Origin of the sequence: Pseudomonas akapageensis (genome assembly GCF_011355085.1) — a bacterium.
Lineage (GTDB): Bacteria > Pseudomonadota > Gammaproteobacteria > Pseudomonadales > Pseudomonadaceae > Aquipseudomonas > Aquipseudomonas akapageensis.
Genome location: NZ_VXCP01000028.1, coordinates 143316 through 168863, shown reverse-complemented (window position 1 = coordinate 168863; position 25548 = coordinate 143316). Strand labels below are relative to the sequence as shown.

Sequence of the window (25548 nt, the reverse complement as noted above, 5' to 3'; positions counted from 1 at the left end):
AAAATTCAAAAAAACACGACCGTCTATTAGTAAAAGTGATATCAGAGAGAGAATGCGTCGCTGGTCGATTGCAGTTTTGCGCTCAGCCCGATGAGGTTCGACGTGAATTGCTTGACCAGCTTCCCTGCATTTGGATCAACAAAGGCATCAAAGGAATCGAATGCATGTTGCGCGGACGGGAGCGCGACATCGTCACTCAGAACCACCGCACCCAATTTCATCATGATACCGCGCAAGTCGATGATCCCCCGCAGTCCGCCAAAAGGGCTCAGCGAAGCCGACATCAAGCCAACCGCCTTGCCGCGAAACGGTGCCAAACCATCAATGCCGTCGGCGGGACGGGAACACCAGTCCAGCGTGTTCTTCAACAACGCAGTCACCGAGCCGTTGTATTCAGGCGAGGCGATCAACAGCCCATCATGCGCCAACAGCAACTCACGCAGCGCTCGAGCGTTTTGCGGGACACCCGATGCCTCTTCAAGGTCTCCGTCGTAGATCGGCAGCGGGAAATCGCGCAGGTCGATGTGCGTCACCTGCACTTCGTGTTCCTGAATGGCGGTGACGGCGAGTTTCAATAACTTAACGTTTAATGAGGATTTTCGGATGCTACCGGACAACGCCAATATTTTAATTATTGGTTTCATGAAGTTTCTCCGTTCAGTTAAAGCCTGTGTACAGAAGTGTCAGCGACGATTTTTTAGTCGCAACTTGGTTCCATGTATTGAATCTCCCCGCCGGGGAGAAAGAACAGCATGGTGACTTTTCCACCTTTTACCGTCGGATAGTGCTGGCTGCCTGGCTCGAAGACTTTCCAGCCAGCCCCGCTGCCGCAGAAGGTAGCGCCGTCGTCCACCGGGCCGATCATGTTGATCTCGCCCCGAGGGTGCAGGTGGTAGTTACCCTGCACATCTCTCAGCATTCCGCTTTCGACGCTGTAGCCATTTGGATTGTCCGTCGCCTTCGCCAACTGCCCCCGGCAATAATCCGGGCCGTCAATCTGCGCATAGCAGGCCCAGCCCTCCTCAATCCCTTTGCGTAACAGCCTTAAAAGCTTTGCGTAGGCCTCGGTGGTTGCTCCGAAGTGCTCGTTGAGTTCTGCTTCCAGTTGCTTGTCCAGCGGCTTGTCTTTGAGAAACAACAGTAACGACGCCACAGCCTCCATCATTTCAGGCTTGCTCGGACCAGAGGGCAGAACATCGCCTTTTTCCGGTACACCGAGTTGTGTCATCGGGGTATTGGACATAATGACTCCTTACAAAATAGGGAGATAGCCAGGCAGCCGTAAGCCCCGAACAGGCGGCTTGAAGCAACCGAAAAGGTAAATTGGCCTGTTGAAATCGAGTCTATGGCGTAAAAAAAACAAGGACAAATCAAGATGTCGTGATCGACCATTACCAATGGTAATACCTGACCGGCCTTCCAGCCGAACGGGCTGCGGCATCGCCCAGAGAGCGATTTCGTGTGGCAGAGATTGTGGACTCAAACGGTCGATGCATCACACTGGGTTCTGTGTAACCAGAAGAGGTGTTGCATCGACCGATTCAATCCACAACCAGGAGCAGTCCTCAGGCTATACGCAAAATCGGTTTGAGTGTGTCACCGCGCTCACTGTCAGCCGCAGCCTCATTGATCTGTTCGAATGAGTAAAATTTCACCATCTTGTCAAACGGGAAGCGTCCTTGCATGTACAAGTTCACCAAGTCAGGGATGAACTTCTGCGGCACGCTATCGCCCTCGCAGATGCCCCGAATGCTCTTGCCGCGGATCAACAAGTCATTGACGTCGAAGGATGCCAGCGTCCCAAGGTGCGATGCCCCGACCACACCCACGCAACCCAGGCCGCCCAAAGCATCCACAGACTGACGCAACACCGTCGGTATACCGGTCGATTCCAGCGCAAAGTCGACACCGCCACCAGTGATCGCTTGAATCGCCGCGACGGGGTCCTCGTTCTTGCTGTTGATCGCATGGGTTGCCCCCAGATCCAGTGCCAGTTGCAGCCGGGAAGGTACAACGTCCACCGCAATGATGACCGTGGCGCCAGCCACCTTGGCAGCCAGAATCGCACTCAGCCCCACTGCGCCGGACCCGAAAGCTGCAAAGCTGCTGCCGGGCGTCACCTTGAGTGAGTTGATCACCGAACCCGCGCCCGTCTGGATGCCGCAACCCAGTGGCCCGAGCAATTCCAGGGGTGCCTCTTTCGGCACCTTGATGGCATTGCTTTCGCGGCTCAAGGAATAGGTGGCAAATGATGACTGGGAGAAGAAGTGATCATGCAGCGGCTTGCCCTGTGCATCGTCGATTGCGCAGTGACCATGGGGATCCGCTCCGCTGAAGTTCATGTTGTAGTAATCCTTGCAGTAGGTGGAGTGCCCCCCTGCACAAGGTACGCAGTGGCCGCAGCTGCCAAAGGTCAGTACCACATGGTCGCCGATGACCAGGTCGCGGACCTGAGGCCCCACGGCTTCGACGATCCCGGCGCCTTCATGACCCAGAACCGCTGGCAGCGGCACCGGGTAATACTGGTCACGGATAATCATGTCGGTGTGGCACATGCCGGTGGCGATGATTTTGACCAGCACTTCATCATTCTCCGGACGACGCAGGGTCGCCGGTTCGATGACGAAAGGAGCGCCTTTGGAACGTACCACAGCAGCTTTTATTTGCAGCGTCTTTGAGTCACTCATTGTTATCTCCAGCGGGTTGTCGGTTACTGCATTAAAGAGAACGGCTCAATCAAAAGTGGTGGGTATAGCGAAATACCAACCGCGTGCCTTCCGGCCGATTCTTCACATCCTGTTCAAAATAAGCGTTGGCAAAAATATGGTCGTCCTGGGAGAAGCTATACATTGCTCCTGGCCCGACGGCCCAGACTTTTTCCCGACGACCGGACACCTCATGGCCATCCACTTTGGTGTCGGTTATTTGGTTTAGCCAATAACCGTTCATACCCAGGCGCAACTTGTCGGTGACGGCATACTCGGTCGCAAAGTTGGCGTGAATGGCTTGCCCGGCCTGCACATCCGATACATCGCCATAACCGTAGCCCGGGTCTTTATTCTTGAAGTTGTAGAGATAGTGCAGGCGAGCCGACGCCGTCCATTTCGGTGTGAAGAAGTAGGTCCCGGCCCAATACGGGTTGAAGGCCCAGGCGTGGTTACTGGGATTGATGTCGTGGTGTGCATCGTAATCGCCCGTGGGGGCAATCACATCCAATTCAATGCGATGAAGAAACTTGGGACCGTTCTCACCCATGATCGGATCGAACTGAAAGAACGGCCCGAACATCAGATCGCCCATCCCGCTCTGGGCCTTCAATGCGTTGTGGTTCAAGCCATCGTCGACGTCCATTTTCGTCACGATCGGCAATACCATGTTCCAGCCCAGAGCGGCGCTGCCCCAATGGACATCCGACATATAACTCAGTTGACTGGCCAAGGCCTGAAAATGCACATCGCGCTTGGGCAGCGGTACGTTGTTGCCACGATTGTCGTTGAGTCGATGGGCGTTGTAGTCAATCGCGTACTCCTGGAAGTACCAACCGGTACCTGCCGGAAGTCCACCATCGAGGAAGGAGGTCAACCCGAGGTTGACCGAGGGCAAGTCATACGCCTGGGCAAAGTGCGCACCACACGCCAGACACAATGACAAAAAAATTGCAGACATTTTCATAAGAATCTCCTTCGACCTCCGCTAAACGCAGAACTCGGGTATTCGCCGAAAGCCGGCGGTACAACTTTTTATTGTTGTTTTGTTAACACCAAGGCAGAGCTGCACAAGGTTTTTTATCTGGAGTTACTGTCTATGAACTTTTCGTGGTACATAGTGAATTTTTGTAATTGTTGCTTATCAAGCCACCCTTTAATTGCCTCAACCATCGGCGGCGGTCCGCACATGTAAATATCGAAAGATCGCCTTTGAAGTCGCTCTACATCGAAGTGTTCAGGAATAAATCCGACTTTGCCCTGCCATTGTTCCGAAGGTTGCGAAACAATGGCCTGGTATTCAAAACCCGGAATGCGTGCCTGGTAGCTGTCCAGGCGCTGGATCTCGCAAAGGTCCGCGTCCTGGGTGACGCCGTAGAACAGATGCACGGGGTGGCCGCGACCTCCTTCGACGGCCAGTTCGTCGAGCATCCCCAGAAACGCCGACAGCCCCGTGCCGCCAGCCACCAGCACCAGTGGCTTGTCCACGTGCCGCAAGTAGAAGCTGCCTAATGGCGCTTCGAGCTCTATCGTCATGCCAGGCTGGCACTGCTCACGCAGGAAATTGCTCATGACCCCGTCAGGCAGCAAACGAATCAAAAACTGCAATTGATTGCGGGAGTTGGGCCGATTGGCGAATGAGTAAGAGCGCCATTGCGAGGTCTCGGGGACTTTGAGGCGAGCGTACTGGCCGGGCAGAAAATCGAGCTGCTGCGCGTTGGCGCTGGCGTCCAGGTGCAGGATGGCAGTGCTACGCGAGACCAATTCGATGTTCGTTACAACGCCCTGCACGGTTTGTGTGCCAGCGGCATTGCACAGGCTGGAGTCGAAATCGAACAAGAAGGTCGCGTCCGACTGCAAGCGGGTCTGGCAAGCGAGAATCTTGCGTTGCGCCAGGTCTTGCGCACTCAGGGCTTCTTCGTCGACATAGTCCAAGGTGTATTGGCCCGACTCGCAGCGTCCCTGGCAGGTTCCGCACACCCCTTCCCGACAATCGAGCGGGATATTCACGCCATTGCGTAACGCAGCATCAAGCAACAGCTCGTTCGCACCCGCTTCGAAAAACAAGGTTTTGCCATCGGCAAAACTGAAGGCGACTTTATGGTTCATGACAACGGCTCCGCGGTTCACAGGTGGTAAAAGTCCAGAACCGAATCGATTGTGTCGTTCAGCAAGACGATGTGTTTGCGGGTGATCTTCCAGCTGTCGCCCACCGCTTTGAGGTGATAAGTGACATGACCGAAAAACTGGTTCGACACGGCTTGGCGGGTGAACAGCGTGACCCAGCCAGCGCGTACCTCCAGCTGGCCGTCGGCCCGCTCGTGAATGCGCACGTTGCTGATCTGGTGCAAGGTGCGCGGCAACGGCGTCGAGGCGGCGGACTTGCCGGTGCGCAGCCGAAACACCCGATCTTCCAGGCCACTGCGATTGGCGTAATAGATCAGCGACATGCCGCGTTTGGGGTCAGTGGTGTAGGCATGCTCGGATTCCCACTGGGGCAAGTGAAATTCGCTCTGCGGGTCGAACAGCTCGAGGTAAGCGTCCCAATCCTGGCCATCGCATAGCTCGGCTTTGCGATAGAGGAACTGCTCCACGGAATACTGCAGGGCCTGGCTCATCTCATACCTCCTTCAACTGCAGGGCTTGGCGTTGCAGGCCTTCAAGCAGGAGGCGCTGCCAGGTGCCGTGCTGGTTGACATACAAGCCTTCGTGGGTGAATTCGGTGCCAGTCAATACCGGCGAAATACCCAGCGCCTCGCTGTTGGCGGTCGGCCCCTGGACCCATTGATGATTGCCGCGAGTGATTTCGTTCCAGCGCTCCAGGCGGGCCTGGAAGCCGCGTTGAGCCTCACGAAACTCCACCAGATCGTCCGGCGTACCCAGGCCCGAAACGTTGAAGAAGTCTTCGAACTGGCGAATGCGATTTTCCCGGTCGGCATCGGACTCACCTTTCACACCAATGCACTGGCTGACGATTTCGGTCTTGTTCCAGGCGACCGGCCGCACGGTGCGCAGCTGCGAACTGATCTGGTCCATGAAAAACAGGCTGGGGTAAATGTTGAGATTGCGCAGACGATGCATCATCCACTCGGCCCTTTCCTGGCCGTGCACTTCTACCAGTCGAGGCATCACGCTGGCATAACCCGGACGCACATTCGGGTTGGGCATTTCGCTGAACAGCAGGCTGTGACCGTTGTTGAAAGAGAACCAGCCATCGTCGGTCTCGGCATCGCCGGCACCCAGTTTGCTGTAGTCCAGGGTCGTGGAAGCTTCGCCGTTCTGGGCATTGACCTGTTGGCGATGTTGCACGGTGGATACGTAGTTGTAATGCACGGTACTGACGTGATAACCATCCAGGCCGTTTTCGTGTTGCAACTTCCAGTTGCCTTCGTAGCTGTAAGTCGATTTGCCGGGGAGAATCTCCAGCTCACCGGTTGGGGATTGGGCGACCATCATGTCGAAAAAAATTTTCGCATCGCCCAGATAATCCTCGAGCGAATCCGTGCCCATCACATCCAGGCTGACAAAGACGAAACCCTTGTAGCTGGCAATCCGGGCTTTTTTCAGGCCACGGGTGGCCTTGTCGAAACTTTCCGGGTATTCGCCCTCGGCTTTGACCTTGACCAGTCGGCCGTCGTTTTTGTAGCACCAGGCGTGGAACGGACAGGTGAAGGTGGACTGGTTGCCCTTGCCGACACGTGTCAGCGTGGCACCACGGTGCTGGCAGGCATTGATCAGCCCGTTTAGCTGGCCGCCTGCATCACGGGTGATGATGAGCGGCTGGCGGCCGACCTTGATGGTCACGAAGTCGTTGGCCAATGGGATTTCACTTTCGTGACAGGCGTAGACCCAGACCTTTTCGAAGATCAGTTCCATCTCCAGATCGAATAGCTGCGGCTCGGTGAACATGTCTCGGGCCACGCGATAGATTCCCGCCTGCGGCTGGAAATCGAGACAGCCGCGGATATAGTCCTGCCACTGCTCATTGATTCGATAGTCACTCATCAGATCACCTCTTTTTATGGTTCAGGCATGTGTCCATTGGATGCCTGCGTGGCGCTGTCCTATATCCGGATTCGGCCCGCTCTCTATCCGTTTTCGTCGATTGGAAGATTCAGCGATGTCCGGATCGGTCGCGGCTGTGGAGCGCCATAAACATCGCCGTCAGCAGAAGCGTTATTTTCAATGGATTGGCCGAAGAGGGTCGGCGCGCCGTATTGCTCGGAGCGCAATTGGTCGGTGAGGTGTCGACTGTTGGCTGGCTCATGGAGTACCCCGGTCAGAACGTTGAAAGGCCGGCAATTTGGCTATTGCCGTTCACTTGAGAAAATGGATGACGGGGCTGAACAGGATCAGAAGATCGCAGCCTGCGGCAGCTCAGAGGGAACGCGTCCCTGTGGAAGCAGGCCCGCCATTCGTTTCCTGAAGGCTATTGAGCAGCCTCGCGCCGCTGGCCTCTATCCGCTTTCACGGGTCGTTCTATCCGCATTCGAATGACCGACACGATTTAGTCCCGGGGTTGATAGTGCTGACGTTCTGCGGATAGCGCCCTGCTCCCGCGCGGCATTAGCGTGGACGTCACTGGGAACAATCCAAAGGTGATGCGATGAACCAGCTACGTCACGGGGCTACACCAGTGCATCAAGCGCGGGTCAACACACTGCGGGTCGTCCATCACGATCCGTGCGAGGCGCAGTCCTGGATGGAATCGATCTGCGGCCCCCATCAATTGCAGGTTGGCGCACCACAGCGTCTGCAATTCCAGCACACCGCGACGGTGCTCAAGTCGATGTCGACGGTATTGGGACGGGTTCAATACGGCACTGATGTGCGAATCGGAATCGACGAAGCACAACTCAATTGCTACAGCATCAGCTTGCCCCTGGAAGGTCAGCAGGAGCTTCGGTTGCCGGCCGGGCTCGCACGTTCGGATGTCAATTACGGCGTGATCATCTCGCCTCAGGTGCGCCAGGAACTGACCATCGCCGGCAACTGCTGCAAATTGCAGGTCGCGATCTGCCACAGCGCCATGCACAAGGTGCTTGAGGAGTTACTGCTGCATCCAGCACAACGGCCGCTGGTCTTCGAGCCACGAATGGTGGCCAGTGAGGGCGCGGTCGCCGGCTGGTGGCGGATGGTAAGGTTTCTGATGCAGGAAACCAGTCAGGAGCAGAGCCTGTTCGGCGATGTATCGATGACCCGCGACATGGAGCGGGCGTTGATCAAGGGGCTGATTCTGTCGCAGCCGAACACTTACTCCGCCGAGCTTGCCGACTCCAGCGAAGCGGCCTATCCACAGTACTTGCGTCGGGCCTGCCAGTTCATTCGCGAGAACGCCAGCGAGGACTTGCAACTGGCCGACCTGGAGCGGGCGTCCGGTGTTTCCCATGCCACGCTGTATGACGCCTTCCGTCGTCATTGCAGTCTCTCGCCCACGAACTATCTCAAGCGCTACCGTTTACACGCAGTGCGCCAGGCATTACTGGATGGGCCGATCAAACAGAACATCTCGGCAGTGGCGATGGGCTGCGGGTTCAATCACATGGGACGGTTCTCATCGGACTACCGCAAGGCGTTTGCCGAGACGCCTTCCGACACCCTGGAGCGCCGCCGCTGAGCTTCGCAAACCCGGTGGCGAGGGAGCAAGCTCCCTTGCCACCGATCAACGGGCACGACGGATGGTATCCGAGGGCTTTTCACCGAAGGCCAGCCGGTAATCGGCTGAAAACTGCCCCAGGTGCAAAAAGCCCCAGCGAACGGCCAGGTCGGTAACGCAATCACCTTCGCCCGGGTTGAGAAGCGCCTGGCGCACATTGCGCAGGCGCACCTCCTTCAGGTAGCGCATCGGGCTGATGCCGCGCCATTCGTGGAAGGCGCGGTGCAGGGAGCGGATACCGCAGTGTGCTGCCTGGGCAACATCCAGCAGCGTCATGGGCTGGTCGGCATGGTCTTCGATATAGGCGATGGCGCGCTTGAGGTAGGCCGGGCAGACGGAGGTACTCATGGCCGAATGGGAATGCAGGCGGTCGGATTGAGCGCAGAGCAACGACAGAATCAACAACTCTTCCGCCCTGGGCAGCAGCAACATTCGACTTTGCTCACTGATTGCCGGGTCGAGAATCTGCCGCAGCTGATTCAACGAGGCATGCCATTGTGCGCGCTGCCGGGGATCCGTGATCGCTTGCGACACCAGCGGAAATTCCCAGGCTTTGAGGTTGAACATGGATCCAGCCAGTTCAACGATCCGTTTGGCATCAATTCGCGTCACCAGTTGACTGTTGTCTGCGTCGTAGCGGTAGCTGGAACGCTCTCCCGGCGCCACCAACACGGTATTGCCGACCCCGCCACTGCTCTGGACCGCAGGCGTGCAAATCGTCGAATGACCGCTGAGGGTGGTCAGCACCAGCACGAAGTCTTCAAATGGCTCCGGCTCAATGGTGATATCGGTGCCATAGGCGAACTTCGACAGGCCGATCGAGTCTCCCGGCAGGTTGTACATGCTTGCCGGCACGTGACACGGGCCCCGGGTGTGATAGCGATAGCTGGTGTAGATGCGGCTGACCTGCTCGCTTGCCTGACCCAGATCGGTGGTCGCAAACAATAGCGACTGCAAAGGCATATCGCCTGCACCGGTCAGTACGAACGCACCCTCTGCTGGTGGTTGTACGCTGTTATCCAAAGACATCGGAAAACTCATCACGGATGCTCCGGTGCATTCTGCGATGCACTTGTGCTCTACGAGCTTTCTGAATACGCCATTATGGTGGTCGAAGCAATATTTCAGGCAAATATGGGCCAGCAGTTGATAGTCATGACCAGTCATTGATATCGCCACGCCATCGGCCGTTCGAAGATACAGGCAAGGTCGAACATGTCGTCTCGATCCTCCCTGTGGCCACTGGATAACAACAATGAACCTGTCACTGAAAAACGAATACGCTGCTTACATTGATGGTCAATTCATTAGCACTGCTGCGACATTCCCCGCCGTAAACGCGTCCACCGGCGAACACCTGGCAACTATTGCCAGCTGCACCGCCGCTGAAGTCGACCTGGCAGTTCGCGCCGCGCACCGCGCGCAAAAGGAATGGAAAAAAACCACCTTCGAGCAACGCTCGGCGCTGCTCAACCGCCTGGCGGACGAGCTGGAAAAGGCTGCTCCGCGCCTCGCAGCCATCGATGCAGCGGACGTCGGTCGACGCATAGGCGAAGTGATCACTGACTACCACATCGCGGTGGCGCAATACCGCTACTTCGCCGGGGCGATCCTGACCCACGAAGGCTTCGGTCGGCCGATACCCAACGGCTACCTGATGGCCAAGCGCGAACCGATCGGCGTCGTGGGCCAGATCATTCCCTGGAACGTCCCGGCGATCATGGTCGCACTGAAGGTAGCGCCGGCGGTTGCGGCAGGTAATACCGTGGTACTCAAGCCGGATGAAAATGCCTCCCTGTCGACCCTTGAGTTCGCTGAACTTGCGGGCAGCATCTTCCCCCCAGGGGTAATCAACGTGGTGCCCGGTTTCGGCGCGCAAGTGGGTTCGGCGCTGACCGCGCACCCTGGCATTGCCAAGCTGGCGTTCACCGGCAGCCCGGAAGTGGGCAAGATCATCGGTTGTGCCGGCGCGCAACGCCTGGTGCCGGTGTCACTGGAACTGGGCGGCAAGAGCCCGAACATCGTTTTTCCGGATATTGCCGATATCGACGCTGTGGTCGACAACGTGCTGTTCGCAGCGATGTATTGCAATGGTCAGTCGTGCCTGGCCGGCACGCGGCTGTTCATCCATGACGACATCTACGCCAATTTCACCGACAAGCTGGCCAATGCCGTGTCCCGGGTGAAGGTCGGCGATCCGATGTCCGAGACGACGCAACTGAGCGGCTTGATCAACCAGAAGCAGGGCGAACGCGTGCTCAACTACATCGAGATTGGCAAGGCGGAAAAAGCCAAGCTGTTGGTCGGCGGTCAACGCACGGTCATCCCGGGGCATGAGCACGGCTATTTCATCGAACCAACGGTATTCGAAGCCACCAATAACATGCGCATCGCCCAAGAAGAGATCTTCGGCCCGGTGCTGAGCGTGATCCGCTGGAACAACTACGACACCATGCTTGAGCAGGCCAACGACGTGCGCTATGGCTTGGCCTCTGGCATCTATACCTCCAACCTGGGCAATGCGATGAAAACCGCCGACGCCCTGGAAGCCGGTAACGTCTGGATCAACCACTACTTCAATCTCAACAGTGGCGCACCGTTTGGCGGGGTCAAGGAAAGCGGCATCGGTCGTGAGCACTGCCACGACACGCTCAATCAGTACTCGCACCTGAAATCCATCACCGTGCAAAACGATGTAGTTGCTCCATGGTTTGCACCTGCACCTTGAGATTGAGTGTGGTAAGTATCACGCAATGAACTTCATCGGTAAGACGGGAATTCGGTTGATCTCATGCCGACTCTCTTTGCCGATGAAGTACTGCTCGGCCGCCTGTGATCGAGACTACCCCGATTTCTGCGATGTGTCCGCCCCGTCAAAAGGTTATACAGGCCTACACAAACAGGGAGACAATACCTTGGAACTGACCACTACCACGCTTCTTGTCACGTTCGCCGGCGTCTTTCTGATCTGTTTCATGAAAGGCGCGTTCGGCGGCGGATTTGCCATCATCGGTATCCCGCTGTTGTCCCTGGTGATGGACCCGATCACCGCCGGCGGCCTGCTTGCGCCACTGTTTATCGCTATGGACTTGTTCAGCCTGCGCTATTGGAAACCATCCACCTGGTCAAAACCTGACCTGAATTTGTTGGTACCAGGGCTTGTCGCCGGAATAGGCGTCGGTTATCTGCTCTTCCGCTCCCTGGACCATCGCGCGATTGCTATCGTGATGGCAGTGATCACCTTGATTTTTGTCGGCATCTGGTTCAAGGCCGGCGGAGAAGTCAGGGTACGGCCGCGCTCATCGCCCAAAGCGGTGGCCGCAGGCTTCACATCGGGCATCACAACCATGGTCGCGCATTCAGGCGGACCACCGCTGGCGATGTACTTGCTGCCGCTCGGCCTGAGTAAGCAGGTGTATGCCGGAACAACCAGTATGTTCTTCACAGTGGGCAATCTTCTCAAGGCCGCGCCCTGGTTGCTACTGGCCAGACCGACAGGCAATGTATTGAGCCTGATGGTCATCTGTCTGCTCGCCATTCCTTGCGGCGTCTGGCTTGGCTGGCGGCTGCACGCAAGACTGAACCAGCGCCAGATGTACCGTGCCTGCTACGGTTTGCTCGTCGTCACGGCCCTGAAACTTCTATGGGACGGCGTCTTCGGCTATATCGCCTGAACCTGGCGCGTCAATATTCGAAGTTTTGTAGATGCCAAGGCGTAATCGCGGACATTCAGTAAGTACACTCAACGTTCGCCCAGTTGCTCGATTACACCGCGGCTCTTCAATTCGGCCAGGCGTGCCTCGTCGAGCCCCAATTGACGCTTGAGTACCTCGTCCGTATGTTCGCCCAGCATTGGCGCCGGGCGCAGGTACTCCACCGGCGTACCGGACAGCTTGATAGGGCTGCCAACCGTGACGAAGTCTGCCTTCAGCGGATGAGGGATATTCACCAGCATGTCGCGCGCCTTCACCTGTGGCTCGTCCAGTGCCTGGGCGATGCTGTTGATCGCCCCGACTGGAACGCCCCGCGGGTGAATCCGTTGCACCCACTCATCGGCACAGCCGCCCAGAAAGTGTTGCGACAGGATGCTGATGATCTTCTCGCGATGGGTTACTCGATCTGCGTTGCGCGTAAAGCGCGGGTCCTGGGGCAGTTCAGGCAGACCAATGGCCGCGCACAGGTCGACAAACTGCGAATCGTTGCCGCAAGCGATAATGAAATCGCGATCCTTGGCGCGGAATACCTGATACGGGACGATGTTGGCGTGAGCGTTGCCATAGCGCCCCGGCGGCTTCCCCGAGGCCAGGTAGTTCTGGCTCTGGTTGCACAGGGTAGCCACCTGCACATCCAGCAGGGCCATGTCGATGTGCTGGCCCAGGCCGGTTTTTTCGCGACTCAACAGCGCGGCCTGAATGGCGACAGTGGCGTAAAGGCCTGTCATCAGGTCGGAGAACGCGACCCCTACTTTCTGCGGCCCTCCTCCAGGTAGATCATCGCGCTCGCCAGTGATGCTCATCAGCCCACCGATCCCCTGAACGATAAAGTCGTAGCCGGGTTCGGCAGCACGCGGGCCGGTCTGCCCGAAGCCGGTTACCGAGCAATAGACCAGGCGCGGGTTGATCCGGGACATACTTGCATAGTCCAGACCGTATTTAGCCAGTGAGCCAGCCTTATAGTTCTCGATCAGCACGTCGCAACTGGCGGCCAAGGCACGCACCATTTCCTGACCTTCCTGCGCGGCCAGGTTGAGCGCTACCGATAGCTTGCCGCGGTTGGTGGACTGGTAATAGGACGCTTCCTCAGTGGGCTCGTCGTTTTCATCGTTCATCCACGGTGGCCCCCAGCCACGGGTATCATCACCCGCGCCAGGCCGTTCGATCTTTATCACTTCAGCCCCAAGGTCAGCCAACGTCTGGCCGCACCATGGGCCGGCCAGCACACGGCTCAGATCGAGCACGCGGTATCCAGTCAAAGCACCCATTTCATTCCACCTGCAAGTGATAGGTCAGTTGAGCGTCGGTTCAAGGTGACGCAGCGATAGCCCGAGGGCGGCTCGACGACGCAACCAGGGGCCTGGCCGGTAACGAGGGTCTCCGGTCAGTTCGGTCATGCGCTCGAGAATGGTCAATATGCGCTTTGCGCCGAGACTGTCGCCCCAGGCCAGCGGCCCTTGCGGATAGCCCAGACCGAGGCGCACCCCGTCATCCAGGTCGTCGACACTGGCAATGCGTTGCTGGACGATGTCGCCAGCCAGATTGACGATCATCGCCAGCACACGCTGGGCGACGAAACCGACACTGTCATTGATCACGCTCACGCCGACACCATCGCGGGCCATCAACGCATGGGCGGCCTGGCACATATCGAAGCGCGTGGCCGGCGTCGGCATCAGCGTTCGATAGCGGCGCAGGTCGAGCAACGGGTCGATGCAAACCGTGCGCGCCGGGTCGGTGGCGAAGTGGCCAGCGGCAGTGGTGGCGTCCACGCCGTAGGGGGCGAGCAAGCAGAGCGCTTCACTGCTCGGTTGGCTGCCCTGCTCTACCCGTGCGCCCAGCTCTTCGAGCAACGCAATCAGGGTGGCGCGATCCTCTGCATTTTCGGTACCGAGCCACACAGGTGGCAGTGCCTCAACTGTGGGTACTGGCTGCGCCGGCGGTGGGTCGATCATCTGACCATTGGCGTACCGATAAAACCCACGCCCGACTTTGCGACCGAGATACCCGGCCTCCAGCATCTGCCGAGTCAGCGCCGCCGGACGATAGCGTGGCTCCTGATAGAACTGGTTATAGATCGACTCGATCACAGGATGAGAAACGTCCAGCGCCGTGAGGTCCAACAGCTCCAGCGGCCCCATTCGAAAGCCAAGGCCCTCACGCAGGATGCGGTCCACCTCGGCTGGCTCTGCAACGCCTTCCTTGAGAACTTGCAGGGCTTCGGTGCTGTAGGCGCGACCGGCGTGATTGATGATGAAGCCGGGCGTGTCCTTGGCCCGAATACCGCGGTGGCCCATGCGCGTTGCCAACGCCTGCAGGCAGTCTCCAACCATCGGATCGCTGGCCAGGCCGTCGATGACTTCCACCACTTTCATCAGTGGAACCGGGTTGAAGAAATGGAATCCTGCAACACGCTCCGGGTGCAGACATTTTCTTGCGATGCTGGTCACGGACAGTGACGAGGTATTGGTGGCCAAAATGCAATCGTCGGCAACGACTGCCTCAAGCGCCTCCAGCAAAGCCTGCTTGGCCTCGAGACGTTCGATGATGGCCTCTACAACGAGGTCGACGTGCTTCAATTCCGCCAGCGAAGTCGCTACCTGCACACGCTCAAGTGTGAGCTGCGCCTGGCTGCTGGTGATCTTGTCCTTGCTCACCAGTTTGTCCAACGTGTGCTTCAAGTTGTCTCGAGCTGACTGGGCGGCACCTTCGCGATTGTCGAACAGCATTACCTGTATGCCCGCCTGGGCAGCAATCTGGGCGATGCCGGTGCCCATCACTCCGGTACCGACAATGGCCATCTGGTTGATCACGCGTGTCATGCGTCACTCCCCTGCGCAGTTGATTTTGCGTTTTTCATTGCTCGCCACCGGTCGGGACGATAGCGCGCGCACTCGTATCGTAGGCTCATGATTTTCTCTCAATGTGTTTCGCTGTACGGAATTAGATACCGTTTTAGTGATTTTTCATAGGTTTTCTCTCAAGACCCTGTAAAGAACCGCTCAATGAAATCCAATAAAATCTTTATTAATCAATCGCTTAAAAAATAGAAAAATTAATTTTTTGCCTTTGTGGTCGAGCAGAATGCTGTTCCGCTTGACGGAATACAGTTTTATTTTCTTGCATTTCTCAGAATCGGGGTTCTAACATGGAACGTAACGAGGGCAACCAAACCCCAGCGGACAAGATCAGCAGGGTCGAAGAAATCGGCCTGCTGAGAACGGGCATGCTCGATCCGACAAGCGTGACGAAGGAAACTGAAAGCAGTGGACAGGTCGTGACAGCACTGGCGCGTGGGCCCTCGCCTGATCGACATGGTCAATAACATTGGCGCCGCTGCTCGCTGACACAATGGGGTCGCGTCGCCCCTAAAAACCGGCTCGCTTGCGAGCCTTGAGAAGCGCACATGATCCGTGATACCGAAACCCTGCAGATTCTGCTCGACTCCCTTCATCAGTTCGTCGACGAGGTACTGATCCCTCGCGAGAATGAAGTGGCCGAGACCGATTCGATTCCTCCAGACATCGTCGAGCAGATGCGCGCAATGGGTCTGTTCGGCCTGACGCTCCCGGAAGAGTTTGGCGGCATGGGCTTGACCATGGAAGAGGAGGTGAATATTGCCTTCGAGCTGGGCCGCACTTCACCGGCGTTCCGCTCCTATATAGGTACCAACAACGGGATCGGCTCCATCGGTATCCTCCTGGACGGCACGCAAGCGCAGAAGCATCACTACCTGCCCAGGCTGGCCAGCGGGGAGCTGCTTGGATCCTTCTGCCTGACTGAACCGGACTCCGGCTCAGATGCAGCCTCGCTCAAAACCAGCGCCGTACGCGAAGGCGACACTTATATCCTCAATGGCACCAAGCGCTTCATCACCAACGCCCCGCACGCAGGCATCTACACCGTGATGGCGCGCACCAATCCCCAGATCAAGGGTGCCGGCGGCATCAGTGCCTTTATTGTCGAGCGCGGAACACCAGGCGTTTCACTCGGTAAGCCCGACCACAAAATGGGCCACAAAGGTGCGCACACCTGCGACGTGATATTCGACAATGTCCGGGTGCCTGCCAGCCAACTGATTGGCGGCGTCGAGGGTGTCGGTTTCAAGACGGCAATGAAAGTGCTCGACAAGGGTCGCCTGCATATTGCCGCCCTGAGCGTCGGCGCCGCCGAGCGAATGCTCGACGATGCCCTGCGCTACGCGCTGGAACGCAAACAGTTCGGCCAACCCATCGCGGAGTTTCAACTCATTCAGGCCATGCTCGCCGACAGCAAGGCTGAAATCTATGCAAGCCGGTGCATGGTGCTGGATGCCGCGCGCAAGCGCGACGAAGGCCGCAACGTCAGCACCGAAGCCTCATGCGCCAAGATGTTCGCCACCGAGATGTGCGGACGGGTTGCCGACCGTTGCGTGCAGATCCATGGGGGCGCGGGGTACGTCAGTGAGTATGCGATCGAACGTTTCTATCGGGACGTGCGTCTGTTCCGCATCTACGAGGGCACCACGCAAATCCAGCAGGTGGTTATCGCCCGCAACATGATCCGCGACGCTCGAGGCTGAGGCCGCGCGCCATCGGTTCCGGGCTCAAGCCCCTGTTCCCATGAATAAAAAAGGTAACGTTATGGATGCTGCTGCTCAGGCCAGTGCAATTGCACAGGCCAAAACCAGCACGTGGGTGCTGGTATTCGTCTTCTGCTTTCTTGGATTATTGATCGACGGCGCCGACCTGATGCTGCTCTCCTACAGCCTGAGCAGCCTGAAGGCCGAGTTTGGCTTGAGCAACGTTGAGGCCGGTAGCCTGGGCAGCTTCACCCTGGCAGGCATGGCCATCGGTGGCATCTACGGTGGCTGGGCCTGCGATCGTTTCGGCCGGGTTAAAACCGTGGTCTGGAGTATCGTGCTTTTTTCCGTCGGCACGGTAGTGCTGGGCCTGACCCATAGCTATTGGCAGTTCGCGATCACCCGGTTTTTTGCATCATTGGGGATTGGCGCGCTGTATGTGGCTTGCAATACGCTGATGGCCGAATATGTACCCACCCGCTACCGCACTACGGTGCTGGGGACGTTGCAAGCAGGTTGGTCGGTGGGCTATATCGTCGCGACCCTGCTGGCCGGCTGGATATTGCCGACCCATGGCTGGCGCTGGCTGTTCTACATTGCCATTATCCCGGTGATCCTGGCCGTAGTGATGCAAGGTCTTGTTCCAGAACCACAAGCATGGCTCAAGGCCCAGGCCGAACGCGTCAGAAAAAAAGTGAATGGCATCAGAAAGGTCACCACCGAAAAACACCAAAGCCAGTACAAGCTCATTTTTGCTGATCCACAGGCTCGACGCATGTTCATTTCCTGGTCCCTGACTGCCGGCTTTCTGCAGTTCGGCTACTACGGCGTGAACAACTGGATGCCGACGTACCTGGAAAGCGAATTGGGCATGAACCTGCAGTCCATGACCGGCTATATGGTTGGTACCTACACCGCCATGATCCTCGGCAAGGTGCTTGCCGGCGTGGCGGCTGACCGTCTGGGGCGCCGTGCTGTGTTCGCCTTTGGGGCGCTGGGCACCGCGATCTTCCTGCCAGTGATCGTACTTTTCCAAAGCCCGGAAAATATCCTGTGGATGCTGGTGGTGTTCGGATTCCTGTATGGCATTCCATACGGTGTGAACGCCACCTACATGACTGAAAGCTTCGAGGCCAAATTCCGCGGGTCTGCCGTAGGAGGCGCCTACAACATCGGGCGCCTGGGCGCAGCGATTGCGCCAGCCGCAATCGGTTTCCTCGCTTCTCATGGCTCGATTGGCGTGGGTTTCCTCGTCATGGGCGCGGCCTACTTCATTTGTGGCCTGATTCCGGCGCTGCTTATCAAGGACAAGCAGTTCGACCCACAGAAGCAGTAGTTTCGATAACGACACCGCTTCAGCCAGCCAAGTTGATTTGAATACAATGCCGACCCTCCCACGAGCACTGAACGATTTCTTCAAGGCGCTTTTCAACCCGTCGATCCCGGCGCTCCAGTTTGCCGTCAAGAACATGCTCGGCGGCGGCCTGGCGCTGTACCTGGCGTTCATCCTGCAAATGCAGCAGCCGCAATGGGCGTTGATTACGGTGTTCATCGTCAACCAGCCATTGAGTGGCATGGTGCTGTCCAAGGGTGCCTACCGGTTGCTGGGCACCCTTGTCGGCGCGGTGGTCTCCCTGGGCATGATCGCCCTGCTCGGCCAGTCACCCTGGCTGTTCCTGCCGTGTATGGCGCTTTGGCTGGGCTTTTGCACGGCAGGGGCTTCGCTGTACCGCAACAACGCGTCCTATGGTTTCGTGCTCGCCGGCTACACCACCGCGATCGTTGCCCTGCCGTCCACCGCCGCGCCGCTGAATATCTTCGATCAAGCCCAGGCGCGCTTTTTTGAAATCACCCTGGGTATCGTCTGTGCATCGCTCGTAAGCACCTTGCTGTGGCCGCGTCGCCTCGAACGCCAGCTCGCGCTCCAGGCCCGTGGAGCCTGGCAGTCCGGGATGGCCGCGGCGGCATCCGAGCTGCTTGGTGTCGACCAGCGCCAGGGCTTGCTCGATGCTTTGGGCCGCATCGTTTCGGTGGACTCCCAGCGCGATCATGCCGCGTTCGAGGGTTCCTCGGGGCGCCTGCGGGCGCAAGCGCTGCAGGTGATGAGCCGTGATTTGCTCAGCCTGCTGCGCGTGACCCGTGGCGTAGCGCGCCTTCGTCTGACACTGGACCAGGCGTCGGGCGACTACGTCGACCCTCTGATCAAAGGCGTCGCCCGGGCGCTGGCCGATGGCGCCAAAGCGGCCCTCGACCAGCAGGCTATCGTGCTGGATGAAAGCCTGCTGGTTGAGGGCCTCGATCCACAGGTGCGCGCGTGCCTGATGCGCATGACCGTGGTGCTGCGCCTGGCCAACGTCGCCGTGCAGTCACTCAAGGCAGTGGAGCAACGCGAGCCTGTCAGCAATGTCCCTGGGCCGCTGGCCTGGCACCGAGATATCGAGCAAGGCGTCATGTCCGGTCTACGCAGCGCTTTGGCCTTTCTTGCGGTGGCCGGGTTTTGGGTGTTCACTGCCTGGCCTGCCGGGCTTGGCGCGGTGTCGAGCTGCGGCGTGGTGCTCAGCCTGTTTGCCGGGCGTGAAGCGCCTGCCGACGCGGCGCTGAGCTTCCTCAAGGGCATCGCGCTGTCGGTGCCGATCGCGGCCCTGGTCGCCTACGGCCTGCTGCCCGCCTGGGAAGGTTTCCCCATGCTGTGCCTGGGGCTCGGCATACCACTGTTCATAGCCTCGCTGTGCCTGAGCCAACCCAGCATCGCTCCCATTGCCTCGGCGTTCTGCATCTTCTTCGTTACCAACGTCGCGCCTAGAAATGTCATGAACTACGACCTCGAACGCTACCTCAACGGAGCCTTGGCCACCTTGTTCGGGGTTGGCATTGCCGTCGTGGTCTTCCGGCTGGTGACCCTGGGGCCTGGCTTGCGGCACCATCGCCGGCTGGTCGAAGCATCCTTGGCCGACCTCTCCCAGCTCACCCAGCGGCCACTGGAACAGGCCGAAGGCTGGTTCGGCGGCCGCATGGCCGACCGCCTGATGCGCTTGGGGCGCTACCGCACCCAATACCCGGATGAACCCAACCTGCATTGGTACAACGGCCTCCACAGCCTCGACCTGGGTGGCGAACTGCTGCATCTGCGCGGCTGCCTGACCGAAGCTACCGGCCCGACGGCGCGCGAACGTGATCGGTATATGCACGATGTGGCTCGCCTGCTCAAACAGGGTCCGCCAGCGCTGGAACAGATTACGCGGCTGGATGAGCCCAGCGTACAGCTGCTCAAGGTGCTGGAAGCGGACACACAGTTGACCGTGAGGCGACAGGAACTGGCGCAGGCGGCGGTGTTGCAGTTGCAGTTTGTTTGGCGGCGGTGGAGTGCAAATTCACTCATGAACATCTCGGCGTACACATGATGTTACTGCATAGATCATAAGTAACTGCGAGAGCTTGTTTTTTACTTGCCGTGAACAATCAACATCGCCCATAAGTTAAATACTGCATTGAGAATGCACGCGGTCCCCCCACTTCATCAACCGCTTGAACTCAAACTCGATATGGCATTTTCGATCAGCTTAAGCACTTCGCGTCCTTGAAGGTGTCAGCTCCGCTGGCAACGTTGTAAAATTCGTTCATAGAACATAACCATGGCGCTGTAGCTATGTCACCTTGGCCAAGCTGCTCAATCGCCGGCAAATGCCTCAAGCGAAGTGAGCAGCTTGACGTCCTGTCGTTTCCCTACCAGTCTGCTTTCCTCCTGGCATAAATATCCAGCAATCGACGCTCGAACCGTCTGATCATGTAAGACCCACCTCGGGCTGCTTCGGCTCAGAGTTCGATGACAGGCACCCAGATCAAAGCATCAGCAGGCTATCACTGTAGCGACAAATCACCCCTTGGATCCTGCTAACGATCTTTATCTACGGCCATCTAAACCGCATCAAAGCCGGCGCAGCGAACTTCGCCTACGGGCATTGAAGGACTCTATAGATCTCGGAAATCACCTGCATCGTTGCGTCTTCGATTGTTCCTTCATTACGGCATAAAACCCAGCCGTGATCTGCAATCGCTCGCTCGAACGCCTGGGTACAAGCGACATGTTCTTCCAGCTTGTGCATCACAGTACTGCTCAGCCCACGCGATCGTGCCGCAGCCCTCGCCCATGAAATATCAGGGTCGGTGACAACCCCGACATGCAGGTCTGGTACTCGCACGTTTCGATCAATGTTCAACTGTAGAATTTCTGCAAACGGGACTATCCGGCGAAACGCGGCATCAGACGGGTACCAGCGATCGATCAGGATGATGCTGCCGGGTGGCTGTTTAGCCAGCACGTGCTGGGAAATCCAGGTACGGCTATCAGCCAGGCGCTCACAAACTCCCAACTCCAAATCACGGGAGGGATTTCTGACGAGTTTGTTAACGAGGGCCATTGTTTCACCCCTACAGGGATCGCTTTTCGCCTCGCTAAGTCGGATCACCTTTTTGTTGTCGGCCCGGAGTGCTTTGGTAACGGCCTCCAAAAGTGTGGTTTTGCCGGTCCCCTTGGGCCCATCCAGAGAAACAAACAGCGAACGATTCATTCTTCAAATATCGATTGATATACGGTTTTTTTGCCCGGTTCGTTCGCTGGAACCGCTTGGCGCGACTACGCGTATCGAGTGGAGGGTCCTTATGAACAGCCATTGATGAACACTCTAACCCAGTTTCTGGCTGCTCGTGGGAAAGGAAGGTCGCAGGGTGAGCTAGGTCAGGCGGTGCAAGAGTACCTGGAACGCATCCCACCAGATGACCAGGGACAGCAACGCCAGCCCGCTGGCAACTGCCATTACTATGCACATCCAATCGGCCGCCGTAATACGAAGATCCATGATCCCTTCTCTTTCTTTGTCCCGTGAGCGCGGACGACACTGGGTTGGTTCGACGTCTTCAGCGTCGGAGCCTTCGGCATTCACCGAATGTTCTTCGCACACCTTGCTGTTCTCTTCAGGACTGAAGGTCATACGCCGGACATGGCGAGCCGCTGAATAGCTGGGCTTTGCGCGCAGGCCGTGAGGAGGAGTTTATGAACCGAGGGAGGGTTGTCAGCTTTTCATTGGACGACAGTTTCTTATCATTTCATGACAGTCTTGTCGTTTGAGAGCGCGATAGTCGAAGAACATGTTGCCACGCATCACCAGGACAGCAAGACCATCGCCTTGGCCAGAAACAGGATACCGAGCATATGTACCAGTACGCTGCGGTGGATCCACCGGGATCGCAGCGCTGTCATGCGCCCCGTACGCATCAGGTAAACCGCGTAGATGAAGTGACCGAGGATACTCAGGGCCAGGCCGATTTTCAGCGCCAACAAGGTGCCAAAGCTGCTGGCCAACGGATCGTGCAGCACCGCACGATACTGCCAGGCCAACCCCAGGCCCGCGCCGTACAGCGTCAGTATGACCCAATGCATGACACGGCGCGCCCGCACGCCCAAGGCCTTCGCCAGTTGCTCACGGGGCGCCTGATCCAACTGTCGGGCTGCGGGACTGAGGATCATCACCTCGAAGAACACACCGCCAATGAAGAAGGCTGCCGCCATCAAGTGGATGAACTTCAACAACAGATAACTCATACCTTCTCCATCAGCCCGGATGGCCATCAGCGCGAGTGCGACAGAGCATGGGCGCATAGCAGTAGAGATACTGGACAAACGCGCCGACCCAACAGAAAGCCGCCAGCCACAGCGCCGGCTGATACCAGGCACCGACAGCCAGTACACGGAACAAGCCACCCAGGTTGAGCAATATGAATGCAAAGGCAAAACCGCGTGGCAGCTCCAGCGCACGCCCGGTATGACCTAGCGAGACCCGCGCCAGCATGGCCAGGATCGAACCGCCCAAAGCGCCGACCGTGAGGGCGTGCAGCGCCTGGCTATTAGCGCCAATCAGGCCGAAATGCCAGAGCGCCATACCGATGCAGACTATCACCAGCCAGGCATACGCCAGGTGCAGTGACCACAATAGAGGTACGCGCAGCAAGCCGCGATCAAACCAGCGCAGCAGGCGAATGCCGTGGCCCACGGCCAAGGCGGTGAACACCAGCCCCAGCCAGGCATGCACCTGCAGAGCCACACCTGACGCACACAGGATCGCCACCATGGCGCAGACAACCAACAGAGCCCAGTCCAACCAGACCCAGGGCTGGACGGCGGCGGCTCGCCCGAGACCTCGCTGGGTGAAAAATGGAATCACCCGCCCACCAATCAATCCCAACATGGCAGCGACCAACCAGACTGCAGCCCAGGCGCCCTGCCGCTGCCAGCCATCGTTTGCCTGCAGCACCCCCAGCAGTGTCAGCAGGTCGGCGACCAGCAACAACACAAGCACCGCCACAATCGGATAATTGCGTGTCTGCCGCACAGCCCAAAGTGAATGCGCCATGACCGTTGCCACACCGGCAAAGAACAGCACGTTGGCCAGTAACAGCAACAGTGGCGAAGCCGTCCACCATGCCACACGCGCCACCAACCAGATTGCCACCAGCATGCCGAGCGGCGTGCCGGACAGGCCGGCGCGCCCCGTCCACGTCTGTACCGCGGTCAGCAGAAAACCGGCAATGATGGCGCCGGCAAAACCAAATACCAGCTCATGCCGATGCCATGCCAGCCAACCTCCCAAAGGCTGACCCGTGAAGATGTGGCCCTGCAGGGCGAAAATCCAGAACACAATAGCCACGGCAGCCAACGTGCTGCCCAGCAGGAAAAAGGGGCGAAAACCCAGGCGTAGCAAAGGCCACGTGCTCATCGCCTTGCGTTTGTCGAGAATCTGCATGGTCTCTCCAAAAGGCAGGCCTGCGCGGATGCGATAGACACTTCAGTGTCGCAGGTCTGTTGATAGTCAACATGACGCAAATCAAGCCTCGGGCTAGTCGCACCTGGTCTTATTGGTTGGGTTATCTTGCTCAGTTGAAGGATGCGGAAATAACCCTTCACCGGGTGGGTTCCATCCACCGCCGGATAGTTGCGCACCTATGCCACCGTCCCATGTTTCCTTGAAGGCCACGCAGTCATGGCGCGACACCCTCTTCCACGGATTTCAAGAGGAATTTCCTTCTTGAATTCGACTTAAGGAATTATCCTACAACCCGTGTCGCCCTCCTGAAGGTTGCGTCTGGTTGGTCCGCGATCTAGTCTCGTTCGGTCGCTGCAAAATCAGCGATCGAGTGTGCAAGCTCGGGTCAACCTAGTTACAAACAACGCCATAACCTTCGCTGGAGTACCTCCTTCGCGAGGTGATTTATGGCGGCTGTGCGCGGGAGACTTTCGGGTCTGCCGAGTTGCTAGGTGATCGGTCTTGCACACCTGCGCACAGCTGCCACCCATTCGTGTGCAAGCGAAAAGTGGTAGCTCCCATGTACACACCTAGGAGCTTCATCATGAAAAAAATCGTTCCCGATCCACCCTCCTCTGAAGACCTCTACAAAACCGTAGCCACCGCCTTCGGCACCTGTGATGCCGGCCATGGCCCCTTGTTTGCCGTGTGCGGCGGCATCAGCGCCGAAGATGCACTGGTACATGCCTCCCTGTCGCTCAGATGCGCGCGGGAAACCACCTACCAGATCTGTATCAGCGATACCGACGCCAACACGGGGTTGCTGTGGTCGACCTTCCACTCCATCGAAATGGCCAAGGCATTAGTGGATGCCGTGGTGGATGGGATTGAAACCGAGGCTGCCGCGCGTTCGGAAAAAGCCGAAGGTTGATTTTGCGTCTTTCCTCATAAAGCCTTTGCCAGCAAGGCCTGATAGTCAGGCTTGCTGGCTTGCGCCCATATGCGCAGGCGCCATCGGGTCTGTTACCCACTGCTATGCTGACACTCGTGACTGCGCTGCCCGGTAGTATCCAGGTGTCGTGTGCTTCGCTCGATCACAAGTTCACTTTGAAGTTATTTTCTCGCTCGGTGCTCACGCAGCGATGACCCATTGGTGACATGGCATGATCGGACAAGCCCCCCGGTTCCTGACCCTGCTGATCTGCATGCTCGCAATGAACGTGGCACTGGTCGAGGCATCGAATGGCCCCTCTTTCCCGCCGAGCAGCAGTTGCGGTGCCGGCAGCGGTGGCGGCGGCGACGGTGGAAGCGGCGGTACTGGTGGTGGCACTGGAGGCGGTGGCAACGGTCATGGCGATCGTCCCGGGAGAGACGACATCAGCCGCAGCAACCCCCAAGCAGTGGCGCTGGCACGCGAAGGGCCACGGCTGCCCCTTGTCTACGCCTTTGCCAGCCTCAGCTTTGAGGCCGTGCTCAAGGGTGGCTGGCCGGTGGTGGCCGTCTACGATGTCGCTCCCGGTGCATTCGTCGAACTCGAATTCAATACCGACCGCACCGTGACGCGTTTTCGGCTATCTGCGCCGCCAGCCACAAGCAAAGTGCGCCAGCGGCAGCTGCTCAAGGTGGAATTGCCGGCGAGCTTTGGCAAGGTGCTCACCGTCGGTACGGTGAGCGTACGTGTCAGCGGAAAAGGCGATGGCAGCTTGCCGGTGGTGCGGCTATACGGACTCGGCGCGGGTCCGCTGGCGGTGGGCTCGGTGTCGATCGACGAAGTGGTGTTCGAGCCCGAGCGCCTGCAGTTGGCCACCGGCGAGCGCGCTTACTACAGTTTTCATTCGAAATCGGACTTCAACAAAGCCAGCATCGACATCGCCCGGCTCGATGGCCGCGACGGCAGCGCGCGTCTGGTGCTTGTGCGTAGCGAGACTGTGCAGCAGTCGGTGGCGCGCAACACCTGGGTTGGGCGCCAGCCGCCGCTATACTGGAACGGTCTGAATCAGGCCGGCAAGGCCTCCAGTGGAGCGCATCTACTTTATGTCCGCGCCTGGGCGACAGATCCGGGCGACTGGGTGATCGCATGGTCGCCGCGCGCGGTCGAAGTGCAACCCTGAATCGG

Annotated in this window: 23 protein-coding genes; 9 read left to right on the top strand and 14 right to left on the bottom strand. The window is 58.2% G+C overall.

All coding sequences use genetic code 11. The annotated features are described in order from the left end of the window. Positions 1 to 41: 41 nt before the first annotated feature. From F2S13_RS18935 to antA, 7 genes are all read right to left on the bottom strand, one after another. Positions 42 to 644, bottom strand: coding sequence for an NADPH-dependent FMN reductase (locus F2S13_RS18935; protein WP_166363527.1), 603 nt, complete (start codon positions 642 to 644; stop codon positions 42 to 44). A gap of 53 nt (positions 645 to 697) precedes the next feature. Next, positions 698 to 1243, bottom strand: a complete 546-nt coding sequence (locus F2S13_RS18930; protein ID WP_166363525.1) for a 4-hydroxylaminobenzoate lyase — start codon at positions 1241 to 1243, stop codon at positions 698 to 700. A gap of 322 nt (positions 1244 to 1565) precedes the next feature. Then, positions 1566 to 2687, bottom strand: coding sequence for an NAD(P)-dependent alcohol dehydrogenase (locus F2S13_RS18925; RefSeq protein ID WP_166363523.1), 1122 nt, complete (start codon positions 2685 to 2687; stop codon positions 1566 to 1568). A gap of 49 nt (positions 2688 to 2736) precedes the next feature. Continuing rightward, on the bottom strand, positions 2737 to 3672 hold the full coding sequence (locus tag F2S13_RS18920; protein ID WP_218583990.1) for a SphA family protein: 936 nt from the start codon (positions 3670 to 3672) through the stop codon (positions 2737 to 2739). 113 nt (positions 3673 to 3785) lie between these two features. After that, complete coding sequence (antC, locus tag F2S13_RS18915) at positions 3786 to 4814, bottom strand: anthranilate 1,2-dioxygenase electron transfer component AntC (RefSeq protein ID WP_166363521.1); 1029 nt, start codon at positions 4812 to 4814, stop codon at positions 3786 to 3788. 17 nt (positions 4815 to 4831) lie between these two features. Then, complete coding sequence (gene antB, locus F2S13_RS18910) at positions 4832 to 5323, bottom strand: anthranilate 1,2-dioxygenase small subunit (protein ID WP_166363519.1); 492 nt, start codon at positions 5321 to 5323, stop codon at positions 4832 to 4834. 1 nt (position 5324) lies between these two features. Then, complete coding sequence (gene antA / locus F2S13_RS18905) at positions 5325 to 6710, bottom strand: anthranilate 1,2-dioxygenase large subunit (RefSeq protein ID WP_166363517.1); 1386 nt, start codon at positions 6708 to 6710, stop codon at positions 5325 to 5327. A 601-nt stretch (positions 6711 to 7311) separates the two neighbouring features. On the opposite strand from antA, the gene F2S13_RS18900 reads away from it, so the two are divergent. Further along, positions 7312 to 8322: an AraC family transcriptional regulator gene (locus tag F2S13_RS18900; protein ID WP_218583989.1), complete on the top strand. Its 1011-nt coding sequence runs from the start codon at positions 7312 to 7314 to the stop codon at positions 8320 to 8322. Between the two features lie 45 nt (positions 8323 to 8367). Here the strand turns inward: F2S13_RS18900 and F2S13_RS18895 are convergent, their stop codons facing one another. Then, positions 8368 to 9390 carry an AraC family transcriptional regulator gene (locus tag F2S13_RS18895; protein WP_166363515.1) on the bottom strand — a complete coding sequence of 341 codons (1023 nt, stop codon included), beginning with the start codon at positions 9388 to 9390 and terminating at the stop codon, positions 8368 to 8370. 226 nt (positions 9391 to 9616) lie between these two features. On the opposite strand from F2S13_RS18895, the gene F2S13_RS18890 reads away from it, so the two are divergent. Continuing rightward, the gene (locus F2S13_RS18890; RefSeq protein ID WP_166363514.1) at positions 9617 to 11089 is read left to right on the top strand and encodes an aldehyde dehydrogenase family protein; all 1473 of its coding nucleotides are present in this window, start codon (positions 9617 to 9619) and stop codon (positions 11087 to 11089) included. Between the two features lie 187 nt (positions 11090 to 11276). Then, the gene (locus tag F2S13_RS18885) at positions 11277 to 12035 is read left to right on the top strand and encodes a sulfite exporter TauE/SafE family protein (RefSeq protein ID WP_166363512.1); all 759 of its coding nucleotides are present in this window, start codon (positions 11277 to 11279) and stop codon (positions 12033 to 12035) included. Between the two features lie 68 nt (positions 12036 to 12103). On the opposite strand, the gene F2S13_RS18880 is transcribed toward F2S13_RS18885, so the two are convergent. Both F2S13_RS18880 and F2S13_RS18875 read right to left on the bottom strand, forming a co-directional pair. Next, complete coding sequence (locus tag F2S13_RS18880) at positions 12104 to 13342, bottom strand: CaiB/BaiF CoA transferase family protein (protein ID WP_166363510.1); 1239 nt, start codon at positions 13340 to 13342, stop codon at positions 12104 to 12106. A gap of 24 nt (positions 13343 to 13366) precedes the next feature. Next, the gene (locus F2S13_RS18875) at positions 13367 to 14896 is read right to left on the bottom strand and encodes a 3-hydroxyacyl-CoA dehydrogenase (RefSeq protein ID WP_166363508.1); all 1530 of its coding nucleotides are present in this window, start codon (positions 14894 to 14896) and stop codon (positions 13367 to 13369) included. Between the two features lie 326 nt (positions 14897 to 15222). Here F2S13_RS18875 and F2S13_RS18870 point away from each other — a divergent pair, with 326 nt between their 5' ends. From F2S13_RS18870 to F2S13_RS18855, 4 genes are all read left to right on the top strand, one after another. Continuing rightward, a complete protein-coding gene (locus F2S13_RS18870) occupies positions 15223 to 15399 on the top strand; it encodes a hypothetical protein (protein WP_166363506.1) in 177 nt (58 codons plus the stop codon). An 81-nt stretch (positions 15400 to 15480) separates the two neighbouring features. Then, a complete protein-coding gene (locus F2S13_RS18865) occupies positions 15481 to 16635 on the top strand; it encodes an acyl-CoA dehydrogenase family protein (protein ID WP_166363504.1) in 1155 nt (384 codons plus the stop codon). Between the two features lie 61 nt (positions 16636 to 16696). After that, positions 16697 to 17971, top strand: a complete 1275-nt coding sequence (locus F2S13_RS18860) for an MFS transporter (protein ID WP_166363502.1) — start codon at positions 16697 to 16699, stop codon at positions 17969 to 17971. A 46-nt stretch (positions 17972 to 18017) separates the two neighbouring features. Then, positions 18018 to 20036: an FUSC family protein gene (locus tag F2S13_RS18855; protein WP_166363500.1), complete on the top strand. Its 2019-nt coding sequence runs from the start codon at positions 18018 to 18020 to the stop codon at positions 20034 to 20036. Between the two features lie 549 nt (positions 20037 to 20585). On the opposite strand, the gene F2S13_RS18850 is transcribed toward F2S13_RS18855, so the two are convergent. The 4 genes from F2S13_RS18850 to F2S13_RS18840 all read right to left on the bottom strand — a co-directional run bounded on the left by F2S13_RS18850 (position 20586) and on the right by F2S13_RS18840 (position 23432). After that, entirely contained in the window at positions 20586 to 21203 is a 618-nt protein-coding gene (locus F2S13_RS18850) for a dTMP kinase (protein WP_166363498.1), read from the bottom strand. Positions 21204 to 21365: 162 nt separating this feature from the next. Beyond that, complete coding sequence (locus F2S13_RS29650) at positions 21366 to 21491, bottom strand: hypothetical protein (RefSeq protein WP_281354573.1); 126 nt, start codon at positions 21489 to 21491, stop codon at positions 21366 to 21368. 302 nt (positions 21492 to 21793) lie between these two features. Further along, entirely contained in the window at positions 21794 to 22234 is a 441-nt protein-coding gene (locus F2S13_RS18845; RefSeq protein ID WP_166363496.1) for a CopD family copper resistance protein, read from the bottom strand. Between the two features lie 10 nt (positions 22235 to 22244). Continuing rightward, complete coding sequence (locus F2S13_RS18840; RefSeq protein WP_166363494.1) at positions 22245 to 23432, bottom strand: NnrS family protein; 1188 nt, start codon at positions 23430 to 23432, stop codon at positions 22245 to 22247. Positions 23433 to 24036: 604 nt separating this feature from the next. Here F2S13_RS18840 and F2S13_RS18835 point away from each other — a divergent pair. Next, complete coding sequence (locus F2S13_RS18835) at positions 24037 to 24363, top strand: DUF3077 domain-containing protein (protein ID WP_166363492.1); 327 nt, start codon at positions 24037 to 24039, stop codon at positions 24361 to 24363. Positions 24364 to 24595: 232 nt separating this feature from the next. After that, positions 24596 to 25543: a hypothetical protein gene (locus F2S13_RS18830; RefSeq protein WP_166363490.1), complete on the top strand. Its 948-nt coding sequence runs from the start codon at positions 24596 to 24598 to the stop codon at positions 25541 to 25543. Positions 25544 to 25548 lie beyond the last annotated feature (5 nt).